The following is an 18,723-nucleotide window of genomic DNA, read 5'->3' on the forward strand; positions in this document are numbered from 1 at the left end:
ATGCAGCCGAGCCTTGCTCTTCAGGACGATCAAGAGCATCTCCCGTCGCTTCTGGCAACAGATGCGAAGGAGTTATCCTATCAACTTCAGCAGCATCAGGCAAAAATCTTTCCCCCGCTCTCGCAAAAGACCATCAGAACATTTTCGCCGGCGGAAGCTGCGGCCTTCATCGGTATCGGCGAAGGTTATCTCCGCCAGGTGGCCGCCGACGGCCATGGGCCGGATCCGCTCGCAAACGGACGGCGGCTTTACAGTGCAACCGATATGGATCGAATTCGCCGGGTCCTCGACGAGCGAAACGGAACGCCGAAATATGTGCCGGCCCGCAGGCCGGGGGAAAAGCTCCAGATCATCTCCGTCATGAATTTCAAGGGTGGCTCGGGCAAGACCACCACTGCGGCCCATCTGGCTCAGTTCATGGCGCTTAGGGGCTACCGCGTGCTCGCCGTCGACCTCGATCCGCAGGCCTCCTTGTCCGCCTTGTTCGGTCATCAGCCGGAGTTCGACGTCGGAGAGGGCGAAACGATCTACGGTGCGATCCGTTATGAGGAGCCGCGCCCCATCGCCGACATCGTGCGCGCCACCTACACGCCCAATCTGCATCTCATTCCGGGCAATCTCGAGCTGATGGAATTCGAGCACGAGACGCCGAAGGCGATGGCGTCGGGTACGGCGGAGACGATGTTCTTTGCCCGCATCGGCGAGGTCCTGACGGAGATCGAAAGCCTTTACGACGTCGTGGTCATCGACTGCCCGCCGCAGCTGGGGTTCCTGACGATGTCAGCGCTCTGCGCGGCAACCTCGGTCTTGATCACGGTTCACCCGCAGATGCTGGATGTCATGTCGATGTCGCAGTTTCTGACGATGACGAGTGAGCTGATGTCGGTCGTGGAAAAGGCCGGCGGGCGTACCAGCTATGACTGGATGCGCTATCTCGTGACGCGGTTCGAGCCGAACGACGGACCGCAAAGCCAGATGACCGGCTTCATGCGGGCGATCTTTGGCAATCGAATGCTCCACAACGCCATGGTGAAGTCGACGGCGGTCGCCGACGCCGGCGTCACCAAGCAGACACTCTACGAGGTCGAGCGGTCGCAGTTCACACGCGGAACCTACGATCGGGCTCTGGAGTCCCTCAATCTCGTGAACGGCGAGATCGAGGCGCATATTCGCTCGACCTGGGGGAGGAAATAGATAGATGGCGCGCAAGAACCTCATCGAAATCTCCGCTCCGAGCCCGGAAAGAATGGACGCAGTCGCACCGCGCGACAATCGCCCGATCGCGGGATTCGTGCCGCAGGAGCGCAGTGCAGCGCCGGTCGGCGGCATCACCAAGACGCTCGGCAACATTACCGAGAAAATGGAGCGGGCGAGTGAGCTGGAACGGCAGCTTGCCACCGGCCAGACCATCGTTGAACTCGATCCCGGGCTGATCGACGCTTCCTTCGTCAGCGATCGATTGGCGATCGATGCGGCCGAACTTGCGCAACTTGTCGAGCAGATCCGCGAGCATGGGCAGCAGGTTCCGATCCTTGTCCGCCCGCATCCCGAAACCAGGGGACGCTATCAGGTCGCCTACGGCCATCGGCGCCTGGCTGCCACCCGAGAAATCGGCATCCGGGTGCGCGCGGTCGTCCGCGATCTCACCGACGGTCAACTGGTCGTCAGCCAGGGACAGGAAAACAGCGCTCGAACCAATCTCTCCTACATCGAGCGCGCGCTCTTCGCATCACGGCTCGAGGAACGCAGCTTTGGCCGCGATGTCATCATGGCGGCTCTCGGTGTGGACAAGGCGGCGCTGTCGAGAATGCTGATCGTCATACGACAGGTCCCCCTTGATCTCGTCAACGCCATAGGTGCGGCACCTGATATCGGCCGCCGGCGATGGTTGGAACTGGGCGAGCGGCTTGAGAAAGCCGACGTCGAAAAGATCGTCGCCGAGTTGTCCGCGGACGACGCGCGCAAAATTTCGAGCGACGAGCGGTTTCAGCGGGCACTCGTTCTGGCAACGAAGAAGACGGCCGCGCCGAAGCCGGCGATGGCCAAAACCCAGGTTAGCGGCGTGCCTGTCATGATCAAGAAGACAGCATCCGGTGCGACCTTCGTCTTCGACGGCAAGACCGCGCCCGGTTTCGATCAATTCGTCCAGGAAAGGCTGAAGGGCCTGTTCCAGGAGTTCAACAAGGACAGAGGAGCGTAGCGCGCAAAAGAAAAAGGCCCCCAACGACGCCGTCGTGGAAGCCCTTCTCAGATCTTAAGCACATCGAGAATCGCATTTCCACGAATCACAGTCAAGCGTCTTAGGCACCAAATTGGTGGATGGTTTTCTTTTGCCTGAACGAAGGTGAAGGCAAATGGAGAGTGGATATGTGACGACGCCCTTTGGGCGGCGGCCGATGTCGCTTGGCATGCTGGCAAGCCAGCAACTGGCCGAGACCATCGAGCCGGGGATGAAACGCAGCAAATGGAAGCTGTTCAGGGCGATCTGCGAAGCGCGGCCTGCGCTTGGCGTCACCGATCGGGCGTTGACGGTGCTCGACGCGCTTTTGACCTTCTACCCTGACGACGAGATCTCCGAGGAAAAGGGACTGATCGTCTTCCCGTCGAATGCGCAGCTTTCGTTGCGCGCTCGTGGCATGACGTCAGCCACCCTCAGGCGGCATCTTGCCGTCCTGGTCGAGGCCGGCCTGATCCTGCGCAAGGACAGCCCGAATGGAAAGCGTTATGCGCGCCGCGACAGGGCAGGGGCCATCGGCGAGGCCTTCGGCTTCAGCGTCGCACCGCTCCTGGCCCGTGCTGTCGAAATCGAAAGCCTGGCCGCCCAGGCGGTTGCTGACCGGGAGTTGCTGCGGGTGACCAGGGAACGCCTGACGCTGTGCCGGCGCGATATCTCCAAGCTGATCGCGGCGGCCCTCGAAGAAGGGGTTTCCGGTGATTGGGAAGACATTTCGGTGATGTTTCGAGCGCTTCTTGCCCGAATTCCACGCGTGGCGACCGCCGAAGACCTGGCACCACTGCTCGACGAGATGAGGCTACTGCGCGCCGAGGTCGTCAACATGCTGGAAAGACGGCTAAAAACAAAAAAAATAGACGCCAATGAGTCTCAAATTGAGCATCACAAACAGAATTCAAATCCCGACTCCACTTATGAACTTGAACCAAGCTTCGAAACGAAGCAGGGCGAAAAGGCAGCGGCCGATAATGACCCGAACGCCGGGCCTTCGGACGAACGAAGATTGAAACAGCAAAAGCCTTCCGGCGGGATGAGCAACAGGGCGGAGGGCGCGGCCGATCCGGGCGCCGGACCAGGCCTGAAATCCTTCCCGCTCGGCCTCGTCCTCCAGGCCTGCCCCAGTATTCTCGATTACGGGCCTGGAGGAAGCATCGGCAATTGGCGAGACCTGATGTCGGCCGCCGTCGTCGTGCGCTCGATGCTCGGCGTCAGTCCCTCGGCCTATGAGGAAGCCTGCTCCGGCATGGGGCCGGAAAACGCCGCAACCGTGATCGCCTGCATCCTGGAAAGGGGAGGGCACATCAACTCACCCGGCGGTTATCTCAGAGATCTGACCCGAAGGACCGAAAGGGGCGAATTTGCGATCGGACCGATGCTGATGGCGCTCGTGCGGGCGAACGGGCTGACGGCGAGGCATGCCAGTTGATCGTGAGAAAGCGACTGCGTCGACATGGGTGTAGCGAGGCAGTGTACAATCACCTCTTTACATCTAACATGTTAGTTTGCTACATCTGATCCATTCTTTGGGAGGAAGCATATTTGACACAAAAATTCGGGCTCTCGGTCGCTCTCGCCACACCGTTCGACAGCAATGGCGATATCGCGATCGAGGCGATGATCGAGCAGGCACGGCGAAGCCTCGCTGCGGGGTGCTCGAGTGTGACCCTGTTCGGGACGACGGGTGAAGGTTCTTCCATCGGCACCCGGGAACGTGAGCGTGTTCTCGCTTCCTTGCTCGATAGTGGGATAGCAGCAAAGCAGATCATCGTCGGTGTGCTGGTCGACGCGGCCGAGGATGCGGCGATGCAGGCCGGCCATGCGCTTTCCAAAGGAGCCCGCAATATCCTCCTTGCTCCCCCTTCCTATTTCAAGAACGTGAGTGACGATGGCGTCTTCCAGTGGTTTTCGGCTGTTTTCACCATCCTGGGCGACAAGGCGCGAGACATTATCGTCTACAACATTCCCTCGGTCACCATGGTTCCGCTGAGCGTATCGCTCATCGGCCGGCTACGGACCGCCTTTCCCGATATCGTCACGGGCGTCAAGGATTCCTCCGGCGACTGGCCTTTCACGGAAGCGCTGTTGAAGGCGCATGGCGATCTCGTCATCCTGGTGGGCGACGAGCGTCACTTGGCGAAGGGCGTGCGGCTTGGCGGCCAGGGTGCGATCTCCGGCATGGCGAATTTCGTACCTCGCGAAGTCAAGCTGATGGCGGAGGAAGGCAAAGACGATTCTCGCATCGAGGATTTCGTGGACGAACTGCTGAAATTTCCGGTGACCGCTGCCGTGAAAGTGATGGTAGCTCACCTGACGTCGGATGAAATCTGGCTTGCGGTTCGCCCACCACTCGTTTCGATATCCGGCGAAGGGCAGGCGCAACTCGCTCTTGTGTTCGACACCCTTTTCCGCTCGAAGGCGGCATAGGTCGGAGATGTTTCTGGGAGAGGCGATGGACGGAACCGACGAGCAGCCGACACTGCGGGAAAAGGCGTATGAGAGCTTCACACGCCACCTTCTTGCGCGTGACGTGCGCCCCGGCCAGTTCGTTTCGCAGCGCCGCCTCGTCGAGCTGACAGGGCTGACGCTTGGCGCCATCCGCGAGCTTATCCCCCGGCTGGAAGCCGAAGGGCTGATCAAGACGGTGCCCCAGCGGGGGTTGCAGATTGCGCATATCGACCTGAACCTTATTCGCGAGGCGTTCCAGCTGCGCGTGTTCCTGGAGAAGGAAGCGGTCGCGCTTTTCACCCGCTCTGCGTCTGACGAGACGGTCGCCGGGCTACTGAAGCAGCATCGGGATATTGCCGACGCCATTCGAAACGGCGATGGATCGCACGAATTGGAAGTGCACGCGCAGGCTGTCGATTGGGGCATGCACGATGCCTTTATCGATGCTTTGGGAAATACCATCATCTCGAACGCCTACCGGGTGAACTCGATCAAGATGCGCCTGATCAGTCAGGACCGTTTTCGAATCGATGGTCACGTCGGACCTGTCATGGTTGAGCACCTGAAGGTGCTCGAGGCGATCGAACGACGATCGGCTGAGGACGCCGTCAACAGCCTTGTCGCACATATCAATCATGCAAGAGATCGTGCGCTCAGGATATAATCGGAAATAAACAGCCGGGGATGAGGAGATCGCCGGCAAAAGGAGGAGGAATCACATGTCATCGTTTTTGAACCCGACGAGGCGCGGCTTTCTGGCGGGTACGGCCGCTTTTGGCGCCAGCAACATGCTCGGCGTCCGGTTGGCATCGGCTGCCGTCGATTGGAAGCGCTTTGCCGGCACGACGCTCGAAGTCAACCTGGTCAAGAGCCCGCGCAGCGAAATACTTCTGAAGTACCTGTCCGAATTCGAGGAGCTCACCGGCATCAAGGTCAATGCCGAAGCGACGCCCGAACAACAGCAGCGTCAGAAGACGACCATCGAGCTGAGTTCCGGCAAGCCGAGCTTCGATGTCGTGCACATGAGCTATCATGTCCAGAAGCGGCAGTTCGAAAAGGGCGGCTGGCTTGCCGATATCGGCGGCTTTCTCAAGGACCCCTCACTGACCGACCCGTCTCTGGTTGAAAGCGACTTCGCCGAAGCCGGCCTGACTTTTGCCAAGGATCCGGGCGGCGTTCTGCGTTCGCTTCCATTCTCGGTCGACTACTGGATCATCTACTGGAACAAGGCGTTGTTCGAGAAGAAGGGGCTGGCCTACCCGACGACGTTCGAAGAACTCGCCAGTGCTGCGGAGGCGCTCACCGATCCTTCCACCAACACCTACGGCTTCGTCGCCCGCGGCCTGAAGAACGCCAATACGCCGGTCTGGACGTCGCTGTTGCTCGGCTATGGTTCGAGCCCGCTCGGCCCTGATGGCAAGCTGCGCACGACATCGCAAGAAGCGATCGATGCGGCCAAGCTTTACCAAAGACTGATGACCAAGACCGCCCCTCCCGGCGTTTCCGGCTTCAACTGGGCCGAGGCGCAGTCGGCCTTCCTGCAAGGCAAGATCGGCATGTGGCTGGACGGCGTCGGTTTTGCGCCGCCGATCGAGAATCCCGAAAAGTCGCGTGTCGTTGGCCAGGTCGGTTACGGCATCATGCCGAAAGGTCCGAAGGCACAGGCCGCAGGCACCTTCGGTGACGGCCTTGGCGTCGTCGCGGCAAGCCAGAAGAAAGAAGCCGGGTACCTCTTCTGCCAATGGGCGATTTCGCATGAAATGGGTGCACGTCTGCTGCAGGCCGGCGCCGGCGTTCCCTTCCGCCAGTCCGTCCTCGAGGATGCGAAGGTCCGCGAAGGCGTCAAGATGCCGGGCGCCTGGCTTGATGCCGTCGTTGGTTCCGGCAAGATCTCGCAGCTCGCGCTGCCGGTCATCATTCCGGTCACCGAGTTCCGCGACGTCTATGGTGTCGGTCTCACAAACATGATCGGCGGCGCCGATCCCGAAACCGAGCTGAAGGCAGCGACGGCACAGTTCGAACCCGTCCTGGCGAAAAGCGAGGGATAATGGCCTCGACAAGCATCGAAACGGCCGCAGTGGCCAAGACGTCGAAAGGAAGGAGCAAACCGGATCGGTTTGCTCCCAACTACTGGCCTTTCGTTATCCCGGCGCTCATCGTCATTGCGGCCGTCATCGTTTTTCCATGGGTGTTTACGCTTTGGATGAGCGTCAACAGCTGGACGCTCGGCCAGTCCCAGGTCTTTGCGGGATTGGACAACTATGCCCGGCTGGTCGTGGACATGCGCTTCTGGGACTCGCTGTGGCATACGGTGCTCTACACGACGCTTTCCGTGGTGGTCCCACTTTTTCTAGGGACGCTCGCGGCGCTGATCTTCGATGCTCAATTTCCGCTGCGCGGTCTTATACGCGGCATATTCGTGATGCCGATGATGGCCACACCCGTCGCCATCGCTCTCGTCTGGACGATGATGTACCATCCGCAGCTCGGCGTACTCAACTATCTCCTCTCCTTCATCGGCATCGGCCCGCAGGAGTGGATCTACAATCAGAGCAGCGTCATCCCGTCGCTGGTACTGGTGGAGACTTGGCAGTGGACGCCGCTTATCATGCTGATCGTGCTCGGCGGTCTGGCGGCGGTTCCGCGCGAGCCCTACGAAAGTGCTGAAATCGACGGAGCCAATGTCTGGCAGAAATTCCGCTATCTGACGCTGCCGATGATCGCGCCGTTCCTGATGATTGCCGTGATCATCCGCAGCATCGATGCGGTGAAGAGTTTCGACATCATCTATGCCATGACCCAAGGCGGTCCCGGCACGGCGTCGGAGACGATCAACATCTATCTCTATAACACCGCTTTCGCCTACTACGATATCGGCTATGGCTCGGCCATGGCGGTTGTCTTCTTCATCCTCATCGTCCTGCTCTCCTTCGTCCTTATGATGCTCCGGCAGCGCGTGAACTGGTCCGACGGGGAGGCACGCTGATGAAGCGCAAGACGCTCGATCGCATCGGACTGCTGTTTGTTGCCCTGGTGATGATCTCGCCGGTCGTCCTGTTCTTCCTCTGGATGATCTCGCTGTCGCTGAAATATGAGATCGACAACGGCGCCTATCCGCCGATCTTCATTCCGGAACGCTTCGCCTGGTCGAACTATCTGAAGGTCTTCCAGGAGAACAACTTCTTCCTCTATCTCTGGAATTCGGTGCTGGTGACGGGTGCGGCCACGCTTCTGGCGCTGTTGATCGGCGTGCCGGCCGGATATGGCATCGCGCGCCTGAAGGCCGAGAAGTCTGCCATGGTCATTATGATCGCGCGCATGACGCCCGGCCTTTCCTTCCTGATCCCGCTCTTCCTGCTGTTTCAGTGGCTGAACCTGCTCGGCACGCTCATGCCGCAGATCATCATCCATCTCGTCGTCACCGTGCCGATCGTCGTGTGGATCATGATCGGTTATTTCGAGACGACGCCGATGGAGCTGGAGGAGGCTGCAAGCATCGACGGCGCAACACCCTGGCAGGTTTTCCGCCTGGTCGCCTTGCCGATCGCAAGGCCGGGCATCGTCGTCGCCTTCATCCTATCGGTCATCTTCTCGTGGAACAACTTCGTCTTCGGCATCGTGCTTGCCAGCCGCGAGACGCGCACGCTTCCTGTCGCGGTCTACAACATGCTTTCGTTCGAGCAGGTCAGTTGGGGTCCGCTGGCGGCGGCGGCGTTGATCGTCACCTTGCCCGTGCTGATATTGACGGTGTTTGCGCAACGGCAGATCGTGGCGGGCCTGACGGCCGGAGCCGTCAAGTGAGCGGGTGAGACAACGGTTTTGACGACTTCTGCTGCCTTCGGCCCACCTCCCGGTCGGGAGCGCCGCGTTTTGTGTGTCGGCGCGGCGGTTATGGACACCCTGTTTCGGGTGCGCACGTTGCCGACCGGCCAGGGCAAGATTCTGCCCTACGATATGCTCCAGATCGCCGAAGGCATGGCATCGAGCGCCGCCTTTGCGGTCGTCCGGCTGGGCGGCGATGCCAGCCTCTGGGGCGCAGTCGGCAATGATGCCATCGGCGAACGAATCGTTGCCGATCTCAGTGAGAGCGGCATAGACACGAGCGGCATGCTGCGTGTCGAAGGCGCCCGCTCGGCCATCTCGACCATTCTTGTCGATGATCAGGGCGAGCGCTTGATCGTGCCTTTCTACGATGCAGGCCTGCACGAAACGGTCAAGCCGGTCACGGAACAGGACGCTTCTGCTTTCGATGCGGTGCTGGTCGACGTGCGATGGCCGAAGCTTGCACTGCGGACACTGTTGGCGGCCCGGGAGGCGGGCAAGCCGGCCATTCTCGATGGCGATGTCGCAGGCGATGGTGTGATCGAGATGCTTGCACCGGCGGCCAGCCACATCGTGTTCTCGCAGCCGGCCGCCGAGCGCCTTGCGGGTGCAGCCGAGCTGGTGAAGGTCGTCGGCCTTCTGAAACGAAAGTTCGAGCATGCTTTCATCAGCGTCACGGCTGGCGAAAATGGCTCCTTCTGGTTCGATGACCTGACCGGCGACGTCTTCCGTCTTGCCGCTCCGAAGGTGAGGGCGGTCGACACGCTCGCAGCCGGCGATGTCTTCCATGGCGCTTTCGCGCTGGCTGTCGCCGAAGGCTTGCCGATCGAAGAAACGATGCGCTTTTCATCCATGGCGGCAGCGCTCAAATGCCAGGTGTTCGGCGGACGCATTGGCGCACCCACCAGAGCCGAAGTCTGGGATGCCCTGCGGGATTGGGACGTGCCGATGACCAAGATGAGGGATCGTTGATGGAAGAGGTCCGAAAGCCAATAGCCTAAGGCTGAAATGATCGCAGCGACGGGGAGTGTGACAACCCAGGCAACAACAATGTTGCCCGCCAAGCCCCAGCGTTGATCGTATGTGTGGTCGAAACCGGGATGCCTAGCCAGGTTGCGCCAACCAATGTCAGAGCTCCACCTGTTTCGGCACAAAAGGCCTGCATTGGGTTGAGACGCGTAATCTTCGATCCCATGGCGTGGACCATCCGCCAGCCGCCGAAAAGCGTACCGAGTGCTATTGCACTTTGGCATGAAAGGACGATCAAGAGCGGCACATGGAAATCACCCGCCAACTATCCTAGCGAATATAGCAAACGGCGATGATGCCCATCGTCTTTTGAGCGTCATTGCCCTATGGCCGAGGGAATAGAGGGGGCGGACACAAACTGGAGGGCTTCGGCCGCACCGACGACGGTCTTCGCATGTTGGGCGAACAAATCGAAGAGGCGATCTTCCCGCGGCATCAGTTTTCGGAAACCAGTTCAGCATCTGCGCTCCATCGAGTGTCGCAAAACTGCCACAAAGCACGCCGCTGCCCGTGAAAAGCCGTTAACGACCGGTGTCATGGGACTTCCTGGGGATCATGCGAGCCATCCCAAAGCTAGGCCAGCGCGCAAATCGATCGGCCACTCAACTCATACTTCCGGCCAGCCGCCCTGTATGACCGTCGGGCTTGGTGTCATCTAATGTTCATATGAACATTGCATATTTGCAAAGTGAAACTCGCCTGTTACGATCGGCTCACGTTCGTAGCGGGAGGCTATGAATCGACAACAAGTGGGAGTGAGAATGAACAAGATCGCTTTTTTCCTGTCCGCAGGACTGACCAGCCTTTCGTTATCCGTTCCGGCCATGGCCGCCACGAAGATCCAGTGGTGGCACGCAATGGGTGGCGAGAACGGCGCGAAGCTTGAACAGATCGCCAAGGGGTTCAACGCGTCTCAATCTGACTACGAGATCGTCCCGGTCTTCAAAGGCACCTATGACGAGACGCTGACCGGCGCCATTGCTGCGTTCCGTGCCAACCAGCAGCCGGCTATCGTACAGGTCTATGAAGTCGGCACCGGCACGATGATGGCAGCACAAGGTGCGGTCTATCCCGTCTACCAGTTGATGAAGGACGAAGGGGAGGCCTGGGACCAGAGCAAATTCATTGCCCCGGTCGTCGGCTACTACTCGGACACCAGCGGCAACGTCTTGTCCTTGCCGTTCAATTCCTCGACGCCGATCATGTATTACAACAAGGACGTCTTCAAAAAGGCGGGGCTCGATCCGGAAACACCGCCGAAAACATGGGCGGACGTCGAAGCCTTCTCACGGACGATCATGAAGTCCGGCGCAGCCAAATGCGGCTTTACCAGCGCCTGGATCTCCTGGATCCAGACCGAAAACCTCAATGCCTTGCATGACAAGCCCTACTCCACCAAGGCCAACGGTTTTGGTGGCCTGGACGCGGAATTCACCTTCAACAACGATCTGACGATCCGCCATTGGGGCAATCTGAAGAAGTGGCAGGACGAGGGGCTCTTCAAATTCGGCGGACCTGGCGGCGGCGATAACGCTCCTCCGATGTTCTATTCGCAGGAGTGCGCGATGTACATGAATTCCTCGGCCGGCCGGGCCGGTGTCATCAACAATGCAAAGGCTTTCAAGGTCGGGTTTGCGCCGCTTCCCTACTATGACGATGTCATTCCGCAGCCGCTCAATTCGATTATCGGCGGCGCCACGCTCTGGACGCTGAAAGGCCGCCCGGAAGAGGAGTACAAGGGGGTCGCGAAATTCTTCACCTATCTGCAGAAGCCGGAAGTCCAAGCCGATTGGCATCAGTTCTCGGGCTACCTGCCGATAACCGAGGCTGCGTATAAGCTGGGCCAGGACCAGGGCTATTACGAGAAGAATCCCGGAGCAGATATCGGCATCAAGCAACTGACGCGGGTGACACCCACCGACAATTCCAAGGGTATCCGGTTCGGCAACTACGTCCAGGTGCGTGGCATCATCGACGATGAGTTTGCAGCCTTGCTGGGTGGGAAGAAGACGGCGAAGGAAGCGGTTGATTCCGTAGTCGCAAGAGGCAACGAACAGCTTCGCGATTTCCAGTCCGCCAACTAATGGGCTCCGCGACGGGGGCTGGTGAGAGACCGGCCCCCGTTTCCCATCCGTCAGTGTGAGGGCCTATGCAAACCAAACGGACCGTATTTCCCAACAAGCTTTTGCCTTACCTGCTCATCGCACCCCAAATTTTCGTGACCGTGGTATTCTTCCTCTGGCCTGCGGCGACTGCATTCTGGCAGTCTTTCCTGCGCCAGGATGCCTTCGGGTTCAAAACGAATTTCGTCTGGTTCGAAAACTACCGCCGGCTGTTTGCCGATCCGATCTATATCAATGCCTTCGGCCACACGCTCGTCTTCGCCATTCTTGTGACGGTCCTGTCGACGGCGATTGCGTTGCTCCTGGCTGCAGCGGCGATGCGCGTGTTGCGCATCTCTCGAATTTATTCGACCTTGCTCATCTGGCCCTATGCCGTCGCTCCCGCGATCGCCGGCATTCTTTGGTGGTTCATGTTCAATCCGTCGATCGGTATCGTCGCCTATATGTTGCGGGCGATGGGGATCAACTGGAACCATCTGATCAATCCCGACCACGCCATGGCCCTGATCGTCATCGCGGCGACGTGGAAGCAGATATCCTATAACTTCTTGTTCTTCTTGGCTGCGCTGCAGTCCGTGCCGCGCTCGCTTCAGGAAGCCGGCGCCATCGACGGAGCTGGTCCCATGAAACGTTTCTGGACGATCGTGTTCCCGCTGATCTCACCGACGACCTTCTATCTGATCGTCATCAACATCGTTTACGCGATGTTCGATACTTTCGGCATCATTCATGCGACCACCCAGGGCGGACCGGCGCGTGCAACCGAGATCCTTGTCTACAAGGTCTATTTCGACGGCTTCATCGGACTGAATTTGGGCTCGTCGGCGGCGCAGTCGGTCATTCTCATGGTGATCGTCATCGCTCTGACCGCGGTCCAATTCCGCTTCATCGAACGCCGCGTGCAATATTGAGGAATCCCGAGGATGGTTGAAAATCGCCCTTTCCTGAATTTCCTGGCGCACCTTGTCCTCATCATTGGCGTCACGATCGTCGTATTTCCGGTCTACGTGGCTTTCATCGCATCGAGCCACGGTCCAAACGACTTCCTGTCAGGCGTCGTGCCGCTGACACCGGGAAGCCATATCATCGAGAACTATTCGACGATGCTGTCGTCGGGAATGACAAGCTCCGGGGCGCCGCCGATCGGGCCGATGATGATCAACTCGCTGATCATGGCGGTTGGCGTCGCCGTCGGGAAGATCGCTATTTCGATCCTTTCGGCCTTTGCCATCGTCTATTTCCGGTTTCCGTTCCGGACCTTGGCATTCTGGATGATCTTCATCACGCTGATGCTGCCGGTCGAGGTACGCATCGTGCCGACCTATAAAGTCGTCGCCGATCTTGGAATGCTGAACAATTACGGCGGCCTCATCATTCCGCTGATCGCATCGGCAACGGCAACCTTCCTGTTTCGCCAGTTCTTTCTGACAGTCCCCGACGAACTCATGGAGGCTGCCCGTGTCGATGGGGCAGGGCCGATGAAGTTCTTCCGCGATATCCTGCTGCCGCTGTCGATCACCAACATCGCAGCATTGTTCATCATCCTGTTTGTGCTCGGCTGGAACCAGTATCTGTGGCCGCTCATCATAACGACCGACCAGAGCTTCTATACCGTCGTGATGGGAATCCAGCGCATGGCAGCGGTTGCCGATGCCGAGCCTCGCTGGAACCTAGTGATGGCAGCCGTCATTCTGGCCGCACTACCACCCGTCCTCGTCATCGTCGCCATGCAACGCCTTTTTGTCAAAGGCCTGGTCGAAACGGAGAAATGAAATGGCAACGATCAATATCATCGACGTCAAGAAGAATTATGGTGCCGTTCCGGCGGTCAAGGGTATCAACCTGTCTGTTGCAGACGGCGAACTCATCGTCCTCGTCGGCCCCTCCGGCTGTGGCAAATCAACCCTGCTTCGCATGATTGCCGGGCTGGAAACCATCAGCGAAGGCCATGTCGAGATTGCCGGCCGCAATGTCAACAAGGCAGAGCCCGCCGACCGCGATATCGCCATGGTCTTTCAAAATTACGCGCTTTATCCGCATATGACCGTGCGCGGAAATCTCGAATATGGTTTGAAAAATCGCGGCACCGAACGGGCTGAAATCAACCGCCGCGTGGCGGAGGCGGCCGAGATCCTCGAAATCGGGCCGATGTTGGATCGTAAACCTCGCGAACTCTCCGGCGGGCAGCGCCAGCGTGTTGCGATGGGGCGCGCCATCGTTCGTGAGCCGGCCGCCTTCCTTTTCGATGAGCCTCTGTCCAATCTCGATGCCAAGTTGCGGGTGCAGATGCGCGTTGAAATACGCCGGCTGCAACGGCGCCTGAAGACCACCAGCATCTACGTCACCCATGACCAGCTTGAAGCGATGACGCTGGCAGACCGGCTGGTCGTCATGAATGGAGGACTTGTCGAACAGGTCGGCACGCCCGTGGCGGTCTACGATCGCCCGGCGAGCCTGTTTGTCGCCAGCTTCATCGGCTCACCGCCTATGAATCTCGTGCCGATCGACGTCCTCAGGGCAGCCGACAGCGCAAGTTCCCTGGCATTGCCCGCCGGCACCGACATGGTCGGCCTTCGCCCGGACGCGTTGCTCGTCACCAAGCCGGCAGAGCCTTCCGTTCGTCTCGATGCAACGGTCGAATTGCTCGAGCCAATCGGGGGAGAAAGCCATCTGCACGTGCGATTGGGCGGGAGCCAGCAGACAGTCGTCCTGACCGTGCCGGGTCGTCCGGATTTTGCCGAGAATGCAAATATCGACGTCTTCGCACGTGTCGGCGCGATGCACCCTTTCAACAGCGATACCGGAAAACGCACAGATTGACTCCGGTTTATTATTTCTCCATCCCACCCCGGAAGACGACGAAAGAGATGAGACGATGACGACCGTAGAGCCGCGATCCGGCCCAAGACGCAATGAGGTTCAGGCGCATCGAGGCGCCTCTGCCATTGCGCCCGAGAATACCATTGCCGCTTTCCGGGCGGCCGCCGAACTAGGCGCGGAATGGGTCGAACTCGATGTTGCACTTCTTGGTGACGGTACCCCGGTCGTCATCCACGACGTCTCCATCGATCGCTGTTCGTCGTCGAAGGGAAATCTTGCCGACCTCACCGCGTCGGATCTCGACGCCATCGACGCAGGCTCATGGTTCAGCCCGAAATTCAAAGGCGAACCACTGCCGACGCTGGCCCGCGTTGTTTCGGCGCTGGGCGAACTCGGCCTCAGCGCCAATGTCGAGATCAAGCAGCATGCCCATCACAAGTCACTCGACCAGCTGGTCAAAGTCGTTGATCAACATCTGAAGGCGCGGGCGGCGCACACCAAGATCATGATCTCAAGCTTTGATGCCGCTGCGCTGAAGGGAATGTACGAGATCGATCAAAGCTACGAACTCGCCATGCTGTGGAGCAAGTTGCCTGCGGATTGGCTGGATGTCCTTCGGTCGATTCCCGCAAAGACCATCCATCTTGACTACAAGGCTCTGAGTATCGGGTTTCTCGAAGAGGCTGTTCGTCGTGGCATCAAGGTACGGGCTTGGACTTGCAACGATCCCAGGCGGCTCGCATCGTTCTGGGATGTGGGTTTGACCGGTGTGATAACAGACGACCCCAGTGTCTACCTCACGTAAGGAGCGGCGATGGGGCAGCGGATCATATCGAGCCGGCAACGTGAGATCCTCGCGCTGATCGAGACGGAAGGTGTTCAGTACATCGAGGAACTGGCACGTCGATACGATTTGACGACGCAGACGATCCGGCGCGATATCAATGCATTATGCGATCTCGGGCACGCGCGCCGCTTTCACGGCGGCGTCGATCTGCCGGTCGAAGGCAGCAACATCTCGCTCAATGCTCGCGCCCAGCTCAATCGGCGCGCCAAGCGGCTTATCGCCAAGCGTGTCGCTTCCGATATAGGTGCAGACGCGACAGTGTTTCTCGGGATCGGCAGTACGGTTCAATTCGTTGCCGAGGCGCTGCGTGATCATCAGGGGCTGACGGTGATCACCAACAACATCCACGTCGCCTTGAGCCTTTGCGACGCGCCGAGCGTCGAGGTTCATTTGACGGGCGGTCTTTTGCGTCACGATGACCGCGACGTGGTCGGCACGGATGTGATCAGGTTCGTCGAAAAATTCTATGCGACTTACGCAATTGTCGGCGCAGGCGCTTTGAGCCCGCTGAACGGACTGATGGACTTCAGCTACAGCGAAGCCCAGATCACCAATGCCCTCCTTGAGAATTCACAAACGCAGATCCTGGCCGCGGACGTCAGCAAGTGGACGCGCAACGCGGCCGTGCGTGTTGCGCCATTCAGCAAACTCACCCGTTTCTACACCGATCGGCTGCCTGGCGACGCGGCCGCCACCAATGCTCTCGCCGAGAGCGGCTTGGATGTGGTCACATGCAGCGAGGATATGACATGAGCTATGTAGACTTGGCGCCATCAGCTCGTGAATTACGGGATGTACGCTACCTGTTCACCGACATCGACGATACGCTGACCACCGAAGGCAAGTTACTGCCGCAAACCTACGAAGCTCTCTGGGATCTCAGCCGGGTGGGCATTGCAGTCGTGCCGGTTACGGGCGGCTCCGCCGGTTGGTGCGAACATATCGTTCGTGCCTGGCCGGTGGCAGCGGTCATCGGCGAAAGTGGCGCATATTGTGTCACCCGTCAGAACGGCGCAGTCGTCTTCGACTATTGGGAGGACGCCACCCTGCAGGCTGAGCGCCAGCGCCAGCATCTCCAGGCAATTAAAGAGCTGGTCTCTCAGGGGAGCAAGACGTTCAGAATTGCCCACGATCAGGTCTTCCGGCTGGCGGACGTCGCGATTGATATCCAGGGTCACGACCCGCGTGAGGTTGAGGACCTCGCGTCCAGTATAAGGGCCATTGGCGGAACGGTTGCGATCAGCTCCATTCACATCAACACGTGGATCGGCGATTACAACAAGCGCTCGATGAGCGAACGCGTTCTAACCGAGATGTTTGGTGTGGATCCCGATGAAACGGCCGCTGTGACCGCCTTCGTCGGTGACTCTCGAAATGATGCACCGATGTTTGGCTTTATCCGCAACTCCTTCGGGGTCAACAACATCATCCCGGTTCTTTCACAACTGCAATACGCGCCAAAATGGGTCTCCTCGCAGCCCGCCGGGCTTGGCTTTGCCGATATTGCCCAAACGATCTTGGACGCGGCTGGCGCGGGTTCTGAGACGTCTCGTCAGCTTTTGACCGAGCCGGCGGTCATGCCCGCCAGGAAGTAGCGTTGAGCAACCAGGTAAAGGACCAGAAGGGGGAGGGAACCGAGCACGCTCATCGCCATCATTTCGTTCCATTCGAAAGCGTGCTGGCCCATCAGAAGCTGGATGCCGATCGGCACGGTTCTGAGGTCCATCGATTTCGTCAGAGTCAGCGCAAAGAGGAATTCGTTCCAGGCCAGCAGGAAGGTGTAGACCGCAGTGGCGACGATCCCGGGGATGGAAACGGGAACGATGACACGCCAGAGCGCCGTCCAGCTTGAGCCGCCGTCGACTAGGACGGCCTCATCCAGCTCTTTCGGCAGGGTGTTGAGATAGCCTGTCATCAGCAGGACGGCGTAAGGCAGGGTGAAAACCAGGTAGGTGAGGATCAGCGCCAGATAGGTATCGAAGATCCTGAAGGCGACCACCATTCCGAAATAGGGGATGAGAAGGGTGATTGGCGGAACGGTCTGCGTGCTGATGATGAAGATGTTCAAGGTGTTCTTGAACCGGAACTGATAGCGGCTGAAGCCGTAGGCGGTTACGATCGCGACGACCAGGGTCAGGGCGGTGACGACGCCGGCGACGAAGTAACTGTTGATGAAGAACCGCACTTTCACGGGATCGTTGAAAATCGTCAGATAGGCGGCCACCGTAAAATCATCCGGCAACAGCCGCGGCGGAAGGGCGAAGATTTCTGTATTCGACTTCAGCGAACTGAAAAACATCCACACGATCGGAAAGGCCGAAAAGACGAGGCCGATCGCCAGGCCGAGATAGGTCAGGATGGTCGGCAATACCGAGCTTTTGAAGGAACGCTTTGCCATGGATCACCTGCGCTGCTGGTGTTTGATGTAGAAGTAGGTGACGCTCATCGAGATGATGAGGATGATCATTGCGCTCGCCGAAGCCAGCGAGAATTCATACTGGGAGAAGGCGAGCTTGTAGGTGAAGGTGGAGAGCACTTCCGTCGAATAGATCGGGCCGCCGCCCGTCGTCATCCATACGAGTGGAAAAACCTGCATCGTCCAGATGAAATCGAGGAGCGCGATGCTGATGATGATCGGCATCAGCTGCGGAATGGTGATGTACCAGAACTTTTGGATTTCGTTCGCGCCATCGATACCGGCCGCCTCGTAAAGCTCCTTCGAAATGCCCTGGAGGCCGGCGAGCAGGCTGACCATGTAGAGCGGATAGCCTGCCCAGATGTTTGCGAAGGTCAAAGCGTGGATGGCCGTGCGCGTCGAGGAGAACCACTCGACCTTGAAGTTGATGATATGGAGCGCCATCAGCACGCTGTTGACGACGCCGTTCGGGTCGAGCAGCAGGCGCCAGATGATGGCGATGATGACGGCCGTGAACAGCCAGGGCAGGATGAAGAGCACGCGCAGGATGCTGCGAATGAGCGGATCGACGCGGTTGGTGTTCAACAGCAGCGCGAAGGCCAGGCCGATGATGAAGTGGAAGATGACGCTCATGATCGTGAAATAAAGCGTCTGCACGACCGACTGCCAGAAGACCGGATTCTCGAAGATGGTCATATAATTCTGGACGCCCGCGAAGGCAGCGTCCTTTTTCATGATGGCGCCGTCCATCAGTGAATATTTGAAGACCATCACCATGGGAAACAGCATCAGCAGGACAAGCAGCAGGGTCGCCGGCGAAACGTAGAAATACGGCACCAGCTTCCTCAAGGTGCTGTAACGAAGCCATCCTTTTCTTCGCGCTTTGGCTTGCGCAGCGACCAGAGCCGTAGCCGAATGATTCATGAGCTGTGACTTTCTATTCTGCCGAAATTTGACGACTTGCACCGGCAGCGCATGGTTGCGCTGC

General features: G+C 58.9%; 18 protein-coding genes and 2 pseudogenes. 16 read left to right on the forward strand and 4 right to left on the reverse strand.

Translation table 11 applies throughout. The annotated features are described in order from the left end of the window. The 9 genes from repA to RL_RS32990 all read left to right on the forward strand — a co-directional run bounded on the left by repA (position 1) and on the right by RL_RS32990 (position 9,472). Complete coding sequence (gene repA / locus RL_RS32950) at positions 1 to 1,194, forward strand: plasmid partitioning protein RepA (RefSeq protein WP_003550127.1); 1,194 nt, start codon at positions 1 to 3, stop codon at positions 1,192 to 1,194. A 4-nt stretch (positions 1,195 to 1,198) separates the two neighbouring features. Beyond that, positions 1,199 to 2,200, forward strand: a complete 1,002-nt coding sequence (gene repB / locus RL_RS32955; RefSeq protein WP_011648803.1) for a plasmid partitioning protein RepB — start codon at positions 1,199 to 1,201, stop codon at positions 2,198 to 2,200. Positions 2,201 to 2,354: 154 nt separating this feature from the next. Then, positions 2,355 to 3,659, forward strand: coding sequence for a plasmid replication protein RepC (repC, locus tag RL_RS32960; protein ID WP_011648804.1), 1,305 nt, complete (start codon positions 2,355 to 2,357; stop codon positions 3,657 to 3,659). A gap of 113 nt (positions 3,660 to 3,772) precedes the next feature. Beyond that, positions 3,773 to 4,657, forward strand: a complete 885-nt coding sequence (locus RL_RS32965) for a dihydrodipicolinate synthase family protein (RefSeq protein WP_011648805.1) — start codon at positions 3,773 to 3,775, stop codon at positions 4,655 to 4,657. Positions 4,658 to 4,664: 7 nt separating this feature from the next. Beyond that, on the forward strand, positions 4,665 to 5,342 hold the full coding sequence (locus RL_RS32970) for a GntR family transcriptional regulator (protein WP_011648806.1): 678 nt from the start codon (positions 4,665 to 4,667) through the stop codon (positions 5,340 to 5,342). 55 nt (positions 5,343 to 5,397) lie between these two features. After that, positions 5,398 to 6,726, forward strand: a complete 1,329-nt coding sequence (locus RL_RS32975) for an ABC transporter substrate-binding protein (RefSeq protein WP_011648807.1) — start codon at positions 5,398 to 5,400, stop codon at positions 6,724 to 6,726. Continuing rightward, positions 6,726 to 7,664, forward strand: coding sequence for a carbohydrate ABC transporter permease (locus RL_RS32980; RefSeq protein WP_011648808.1), 939 nt, complete (start codon positions 6,726 to 6,728; stop codon positions 7,662 to 7,664). The genes RL_RS32975 and RL_RS32980 overlap by 1 nt, the downstream gene beginning before the upstream one ends. Then, positions 7,664 to 8,479 carry a carbohydrate ABC transporter permease gene (locus RL_RS32985; protein ID WP_011648809.1) on the forward strand — a complete coding sequence of 272 codons (816 nt, stop codon included), beginning with the start codon at positions 7,664 to 7,666 and terminating at the stop codon, positions 8,477 to 8,479. The genes RL_RS32980 and RL_RS32985 overlap by 1 nt, the downstream gene beginning before the upstream one ends. 18 nt (positions 8,480 to 8,497) lie before the next feature. After that, positions 8,498 to 9,472 (forward strand): sugar kinase, encoded by a 975-nt coding sequence (locus RL_RS32990; RefSeq protein ID WP_011648810.1) that lies wholly within the window; start codon positions 8,498 to 8,500, stop codon positions 9,470 to 9,472. 14 nt (positions 9,473 to 9,486) lie between these two features. Here RL_RS32990 and RL_RS38740 read toward each other — a convergent pair. Together RL_RS38740 and RL_RS39570 are read right to left on the reverse strand one after the other, a co-directional pair. Beyond that, positions 9,487 to 9,873: pseudogene (locus RL_RS38740) on the reverse strand (anion permease); the annotation flags it as partial. Positions 9,874 to 9,890: 17 nt separating this feature from the next. Further along, positions 9,891 to 9,965: pseudogene (locus tag RL_RS39570) on the reverse strand (nuclease PIN); the annotation flags it as partial. A gap of 325 nt (positions 9,966 to 10,290) precedes the next feature. On the opposite strand from RL_RS39570, the gene ugpB reads away from it, so the two are divergent. The 7 genes from ugpB (at position 10,291) to RL_RS33025 (ending at position 16,914) form a co-directional block, all read left to right on the forward strand. Continuing rightward, positions 10,291 to 11,613 carry a sn-glycerol-3-phosphate ABC transporter substrate-binding protein UgpB gene (ugpB, locus tag RL_RS32995; RefSeq protein WP_026160235.1) on the forward strand — a complete coding sequence of 441 codons (1,323 nt, stop codon included), beginning with the start codon at positions 10,291 to 10,293 and terminating at the stop codon, positions 11,611 to 11,613. A 65-nt stretch (positions 11,614 to 11,678) separates the two neighbouring features. Continuing rightward, positions 11,679 to 12,563 carry a sn-glycerol-3-phosphate ABC transporter permease UgpA gene (ugpA, locus tag RL_RS33000; RefSeq protein ID WP_011648813.1) on the forward strand — a complete coding sequence of 295 codons (885 nt, stop codon included), beginning with the start codon at positions 11,679 to 11,681 and terminating at the stop codon, positions 12,561 to 12,563. Between the two features lie 12 nt (positions 12,564 to 12,575). Further along, on the forward strand, positions 12,576 to 13,424 hold the full coding sequence (ugpE, locus tag RL_RS33005; RefSeq protein WP_003562583.1) for a sn-glycerol-3-phosphate ABC transporter permease UgpE: 849 nt from the start codon (positions 12,576 to 12,578) through the stop codon (positions 13,422 to 13,424). Position 13,425: 1 nt separating this feature from the next. Beyond that, the gene (locus RL_RS33010; protein ID WP_011648814.1) at positions 13,426 to 14,472 is read left to right on the forward strand and encodes a sn-glycerol-3-phosphate import ATP-binding protein UgpC; all 1,047 of its coding nucleotides are present in this window, start codon (positions 13,426 to 13,428) and stop codon (positions 14,470 to 14,472) included. A 55-nt stretch (positions 14,473 to 14,527) separates the two neighbouring features. Beyond that, positions 14,528 to 15,277 carry a glycerophosphoryl diester phosphodiesterase gene (locus tag RL_RS33015; RefSeq protein ID WP_011648815.1) on the forward strand — a complete coding sequence of 250 codons (750 nt, stop codon included), beginning with the start codon at positions 14,528 to 14,530 and terminating at the stop codon, positions 15,275 to 15,277. Between the two features lie 9 nt (positions 15,278 to 15,286). Continuing rightward, positions 15,287 to 16,072 carry a DeoR/GlpR family DNA-binding transcription regulator gene (locus RL_RS33020; protein ID WP_011648816.1) on the forward strand — a complete coding sequence of 262 codons (786 nt, stop codon included), beginning with the start codon at positions 15,287 to 15,289 and terminating at the stop codon, positions 16,070 to 16,072. Beyond that, positions 16,069 to 16,914, forward strand: a complete 846-nt coding sequence (locus RL_RS33025) for an HAD-IIB family hydrolase (protein WP_011648817.1) — start codon at positions 16,069 to 16,071, stop codon at positions 16,912 to 16,914. The genes RL_RS33020 and RL_RS33025 overlap by 4 nt, the downstream gene beginning before the upstream one ends. Here the strand turns inward: RL_RS33025 and RL_RS33030 are convergent. After that, the gene (locus RL_RS33030; RefSeq protein ID WP_011648818.1) at positions 16,872 to 17,717 is read right to left on the reverse strand and encodes a carbohydrate ABC transporter permease; all 846 of its coding nucleotides are present in this window, start codon (positions 17,715 to 17,717) and stop codon (positions 16,872 to 16,874) included. The genes RL_RS33025 and RL_RS33030 overlap by 43 nt on opposite strands. Before the next feature lie 3 nt (positions 17,718 to 17,720). Then, positions 17,721 to 18,659 carry a carbohydrate ABC transporter permease gene (locus RL_RS33035; protein ID WP_003550151.1) on the reverse strand — a complete coding sequence of 313 codons (939 nt, stop codon included), beginning with the start codon at positions 18,657 to 18,659 and terminating at the stop codon, positions 17,721 to 17,723. Positions 18,660 to 18,723 lie beyond the last annotated feature (64 nt).

The organism is Rhizobium johnstonii 3841 (assembly GCF_000009265.1).
GTDB classification, from domain to species: domain Bacteria; phylum Pseudomonadota; class Alphaproteobacteria; order Rhizobiales; family Rhizobiaceae; genus Rhizobium; species Rhizobium acaciae.

Bases quoted from the DNA above. Each gene is read 5' to 3' on its own strand.
- ugpB (WP_026160235.1), top strand. From the start codon at position 10,291: ATGAACAAGATCGCTTTTTTCCTGTCCGCAGGACTGACCAGCCTTTCG.
- ugpE (WP_003562583.1), top strand. From the start codon at position 12,576: ATGGTTGAAAATCGCCCTTTCCTGAATTTCCTGGCGCACCTTGTCCTC.
- RL_RS32970 (WP_011648806.1), top strand. From the start codon at position 4,665: ATGTTTCTGGGAGAGGCGATGGACGGAACCGACGAGCAGCCGACACTG.
- repC (WP_011648804.1), top strand. From the start codon at position 2,355: ATGGAGAGTGGATATGTGACGACGCCCTTTGGGCGGCGGCCGATGTCG.
- RL_RS33030 (WP_011648818.1), bottom strand. From the start codon at position 17,717: ATGGCAAAGCGTTCCTTCAAAAGCTCGGTATTGCCGACCATCCTGACC.
- repA (WP_003550127.1), top strand. From the start codon at position 1: ATGCAGCCGAGCCTTGCTCTTCAGGACGATCAAGAGCATCTCCCGTCG.
- RL_RS33015 (WP_011648815.1), top strand. From the start codon at position 14,528: ATGACGACCGTAGAGCCGCGATCCGGCCCAAGACGCAATGAGGTTCAG.
- RL_RS33020 (WP_011648816.1), top strand. From the start codon at position 15,287: ATGGGGCAGCGGATCATATCGAGCCGGCAACGTGAGATCCTCGCGCTG.
- RL_RS33035 (WP_003550151.1), bottom strand. From the start codon at position 18,659: ATGAATCATTCGGCTACGGCTCTGGTCGCTGCGCAAGCCAAAGCGCGA.
- RL_RS32980 (WP_011648808.1), top strand. From the start codon at position 6,726: ATGGCCTCGACAAGCATCGAAACGGCCGCAGTGGCCAAGACGTCGAAA.
- RL_RS33010 (WP_011648814.1), top strand. From the start codon at position 13,426: ATGGCAACGATCAATATCATCGACGTCAAGAAGAATTATGGTGCCGTT.
- repB (WP_011648803.1), top strand. From the start codon at position 1,199: ATGGCGCGCAAGAACCTCATCGAAATCTCCGCTCCGAGCCCGGAAAGA.
- RL_RS32985 (WP_011648809.1), top strand. From the start codon at position 7,664: ATGAAGCGCAAGACGCTCGATCGCATCGGACTGCTGTTTGTTGCCCTG.
- ugpA (WP_011648813.1), top strand. From the start codon at position 11,679: ATGCAAACCAAACGGACCGTATTTCCCAACAAGCTTTTGCCTTACCTG.
- RL_RS32975 (WP_011648807.1), top strand. From the start codon at position 5,398: ATGTCATCGTTTTTGAACCCGACGAGGCGCGGCTTTCTGGCGGGTACG.
- RL_RS33025 (WP_011648817.1), top strand. From the start codon at position 16,069: ATGAGCTATGTAGACTTGGCGCCATCAGCTCGTGAATTACGGGATGTA.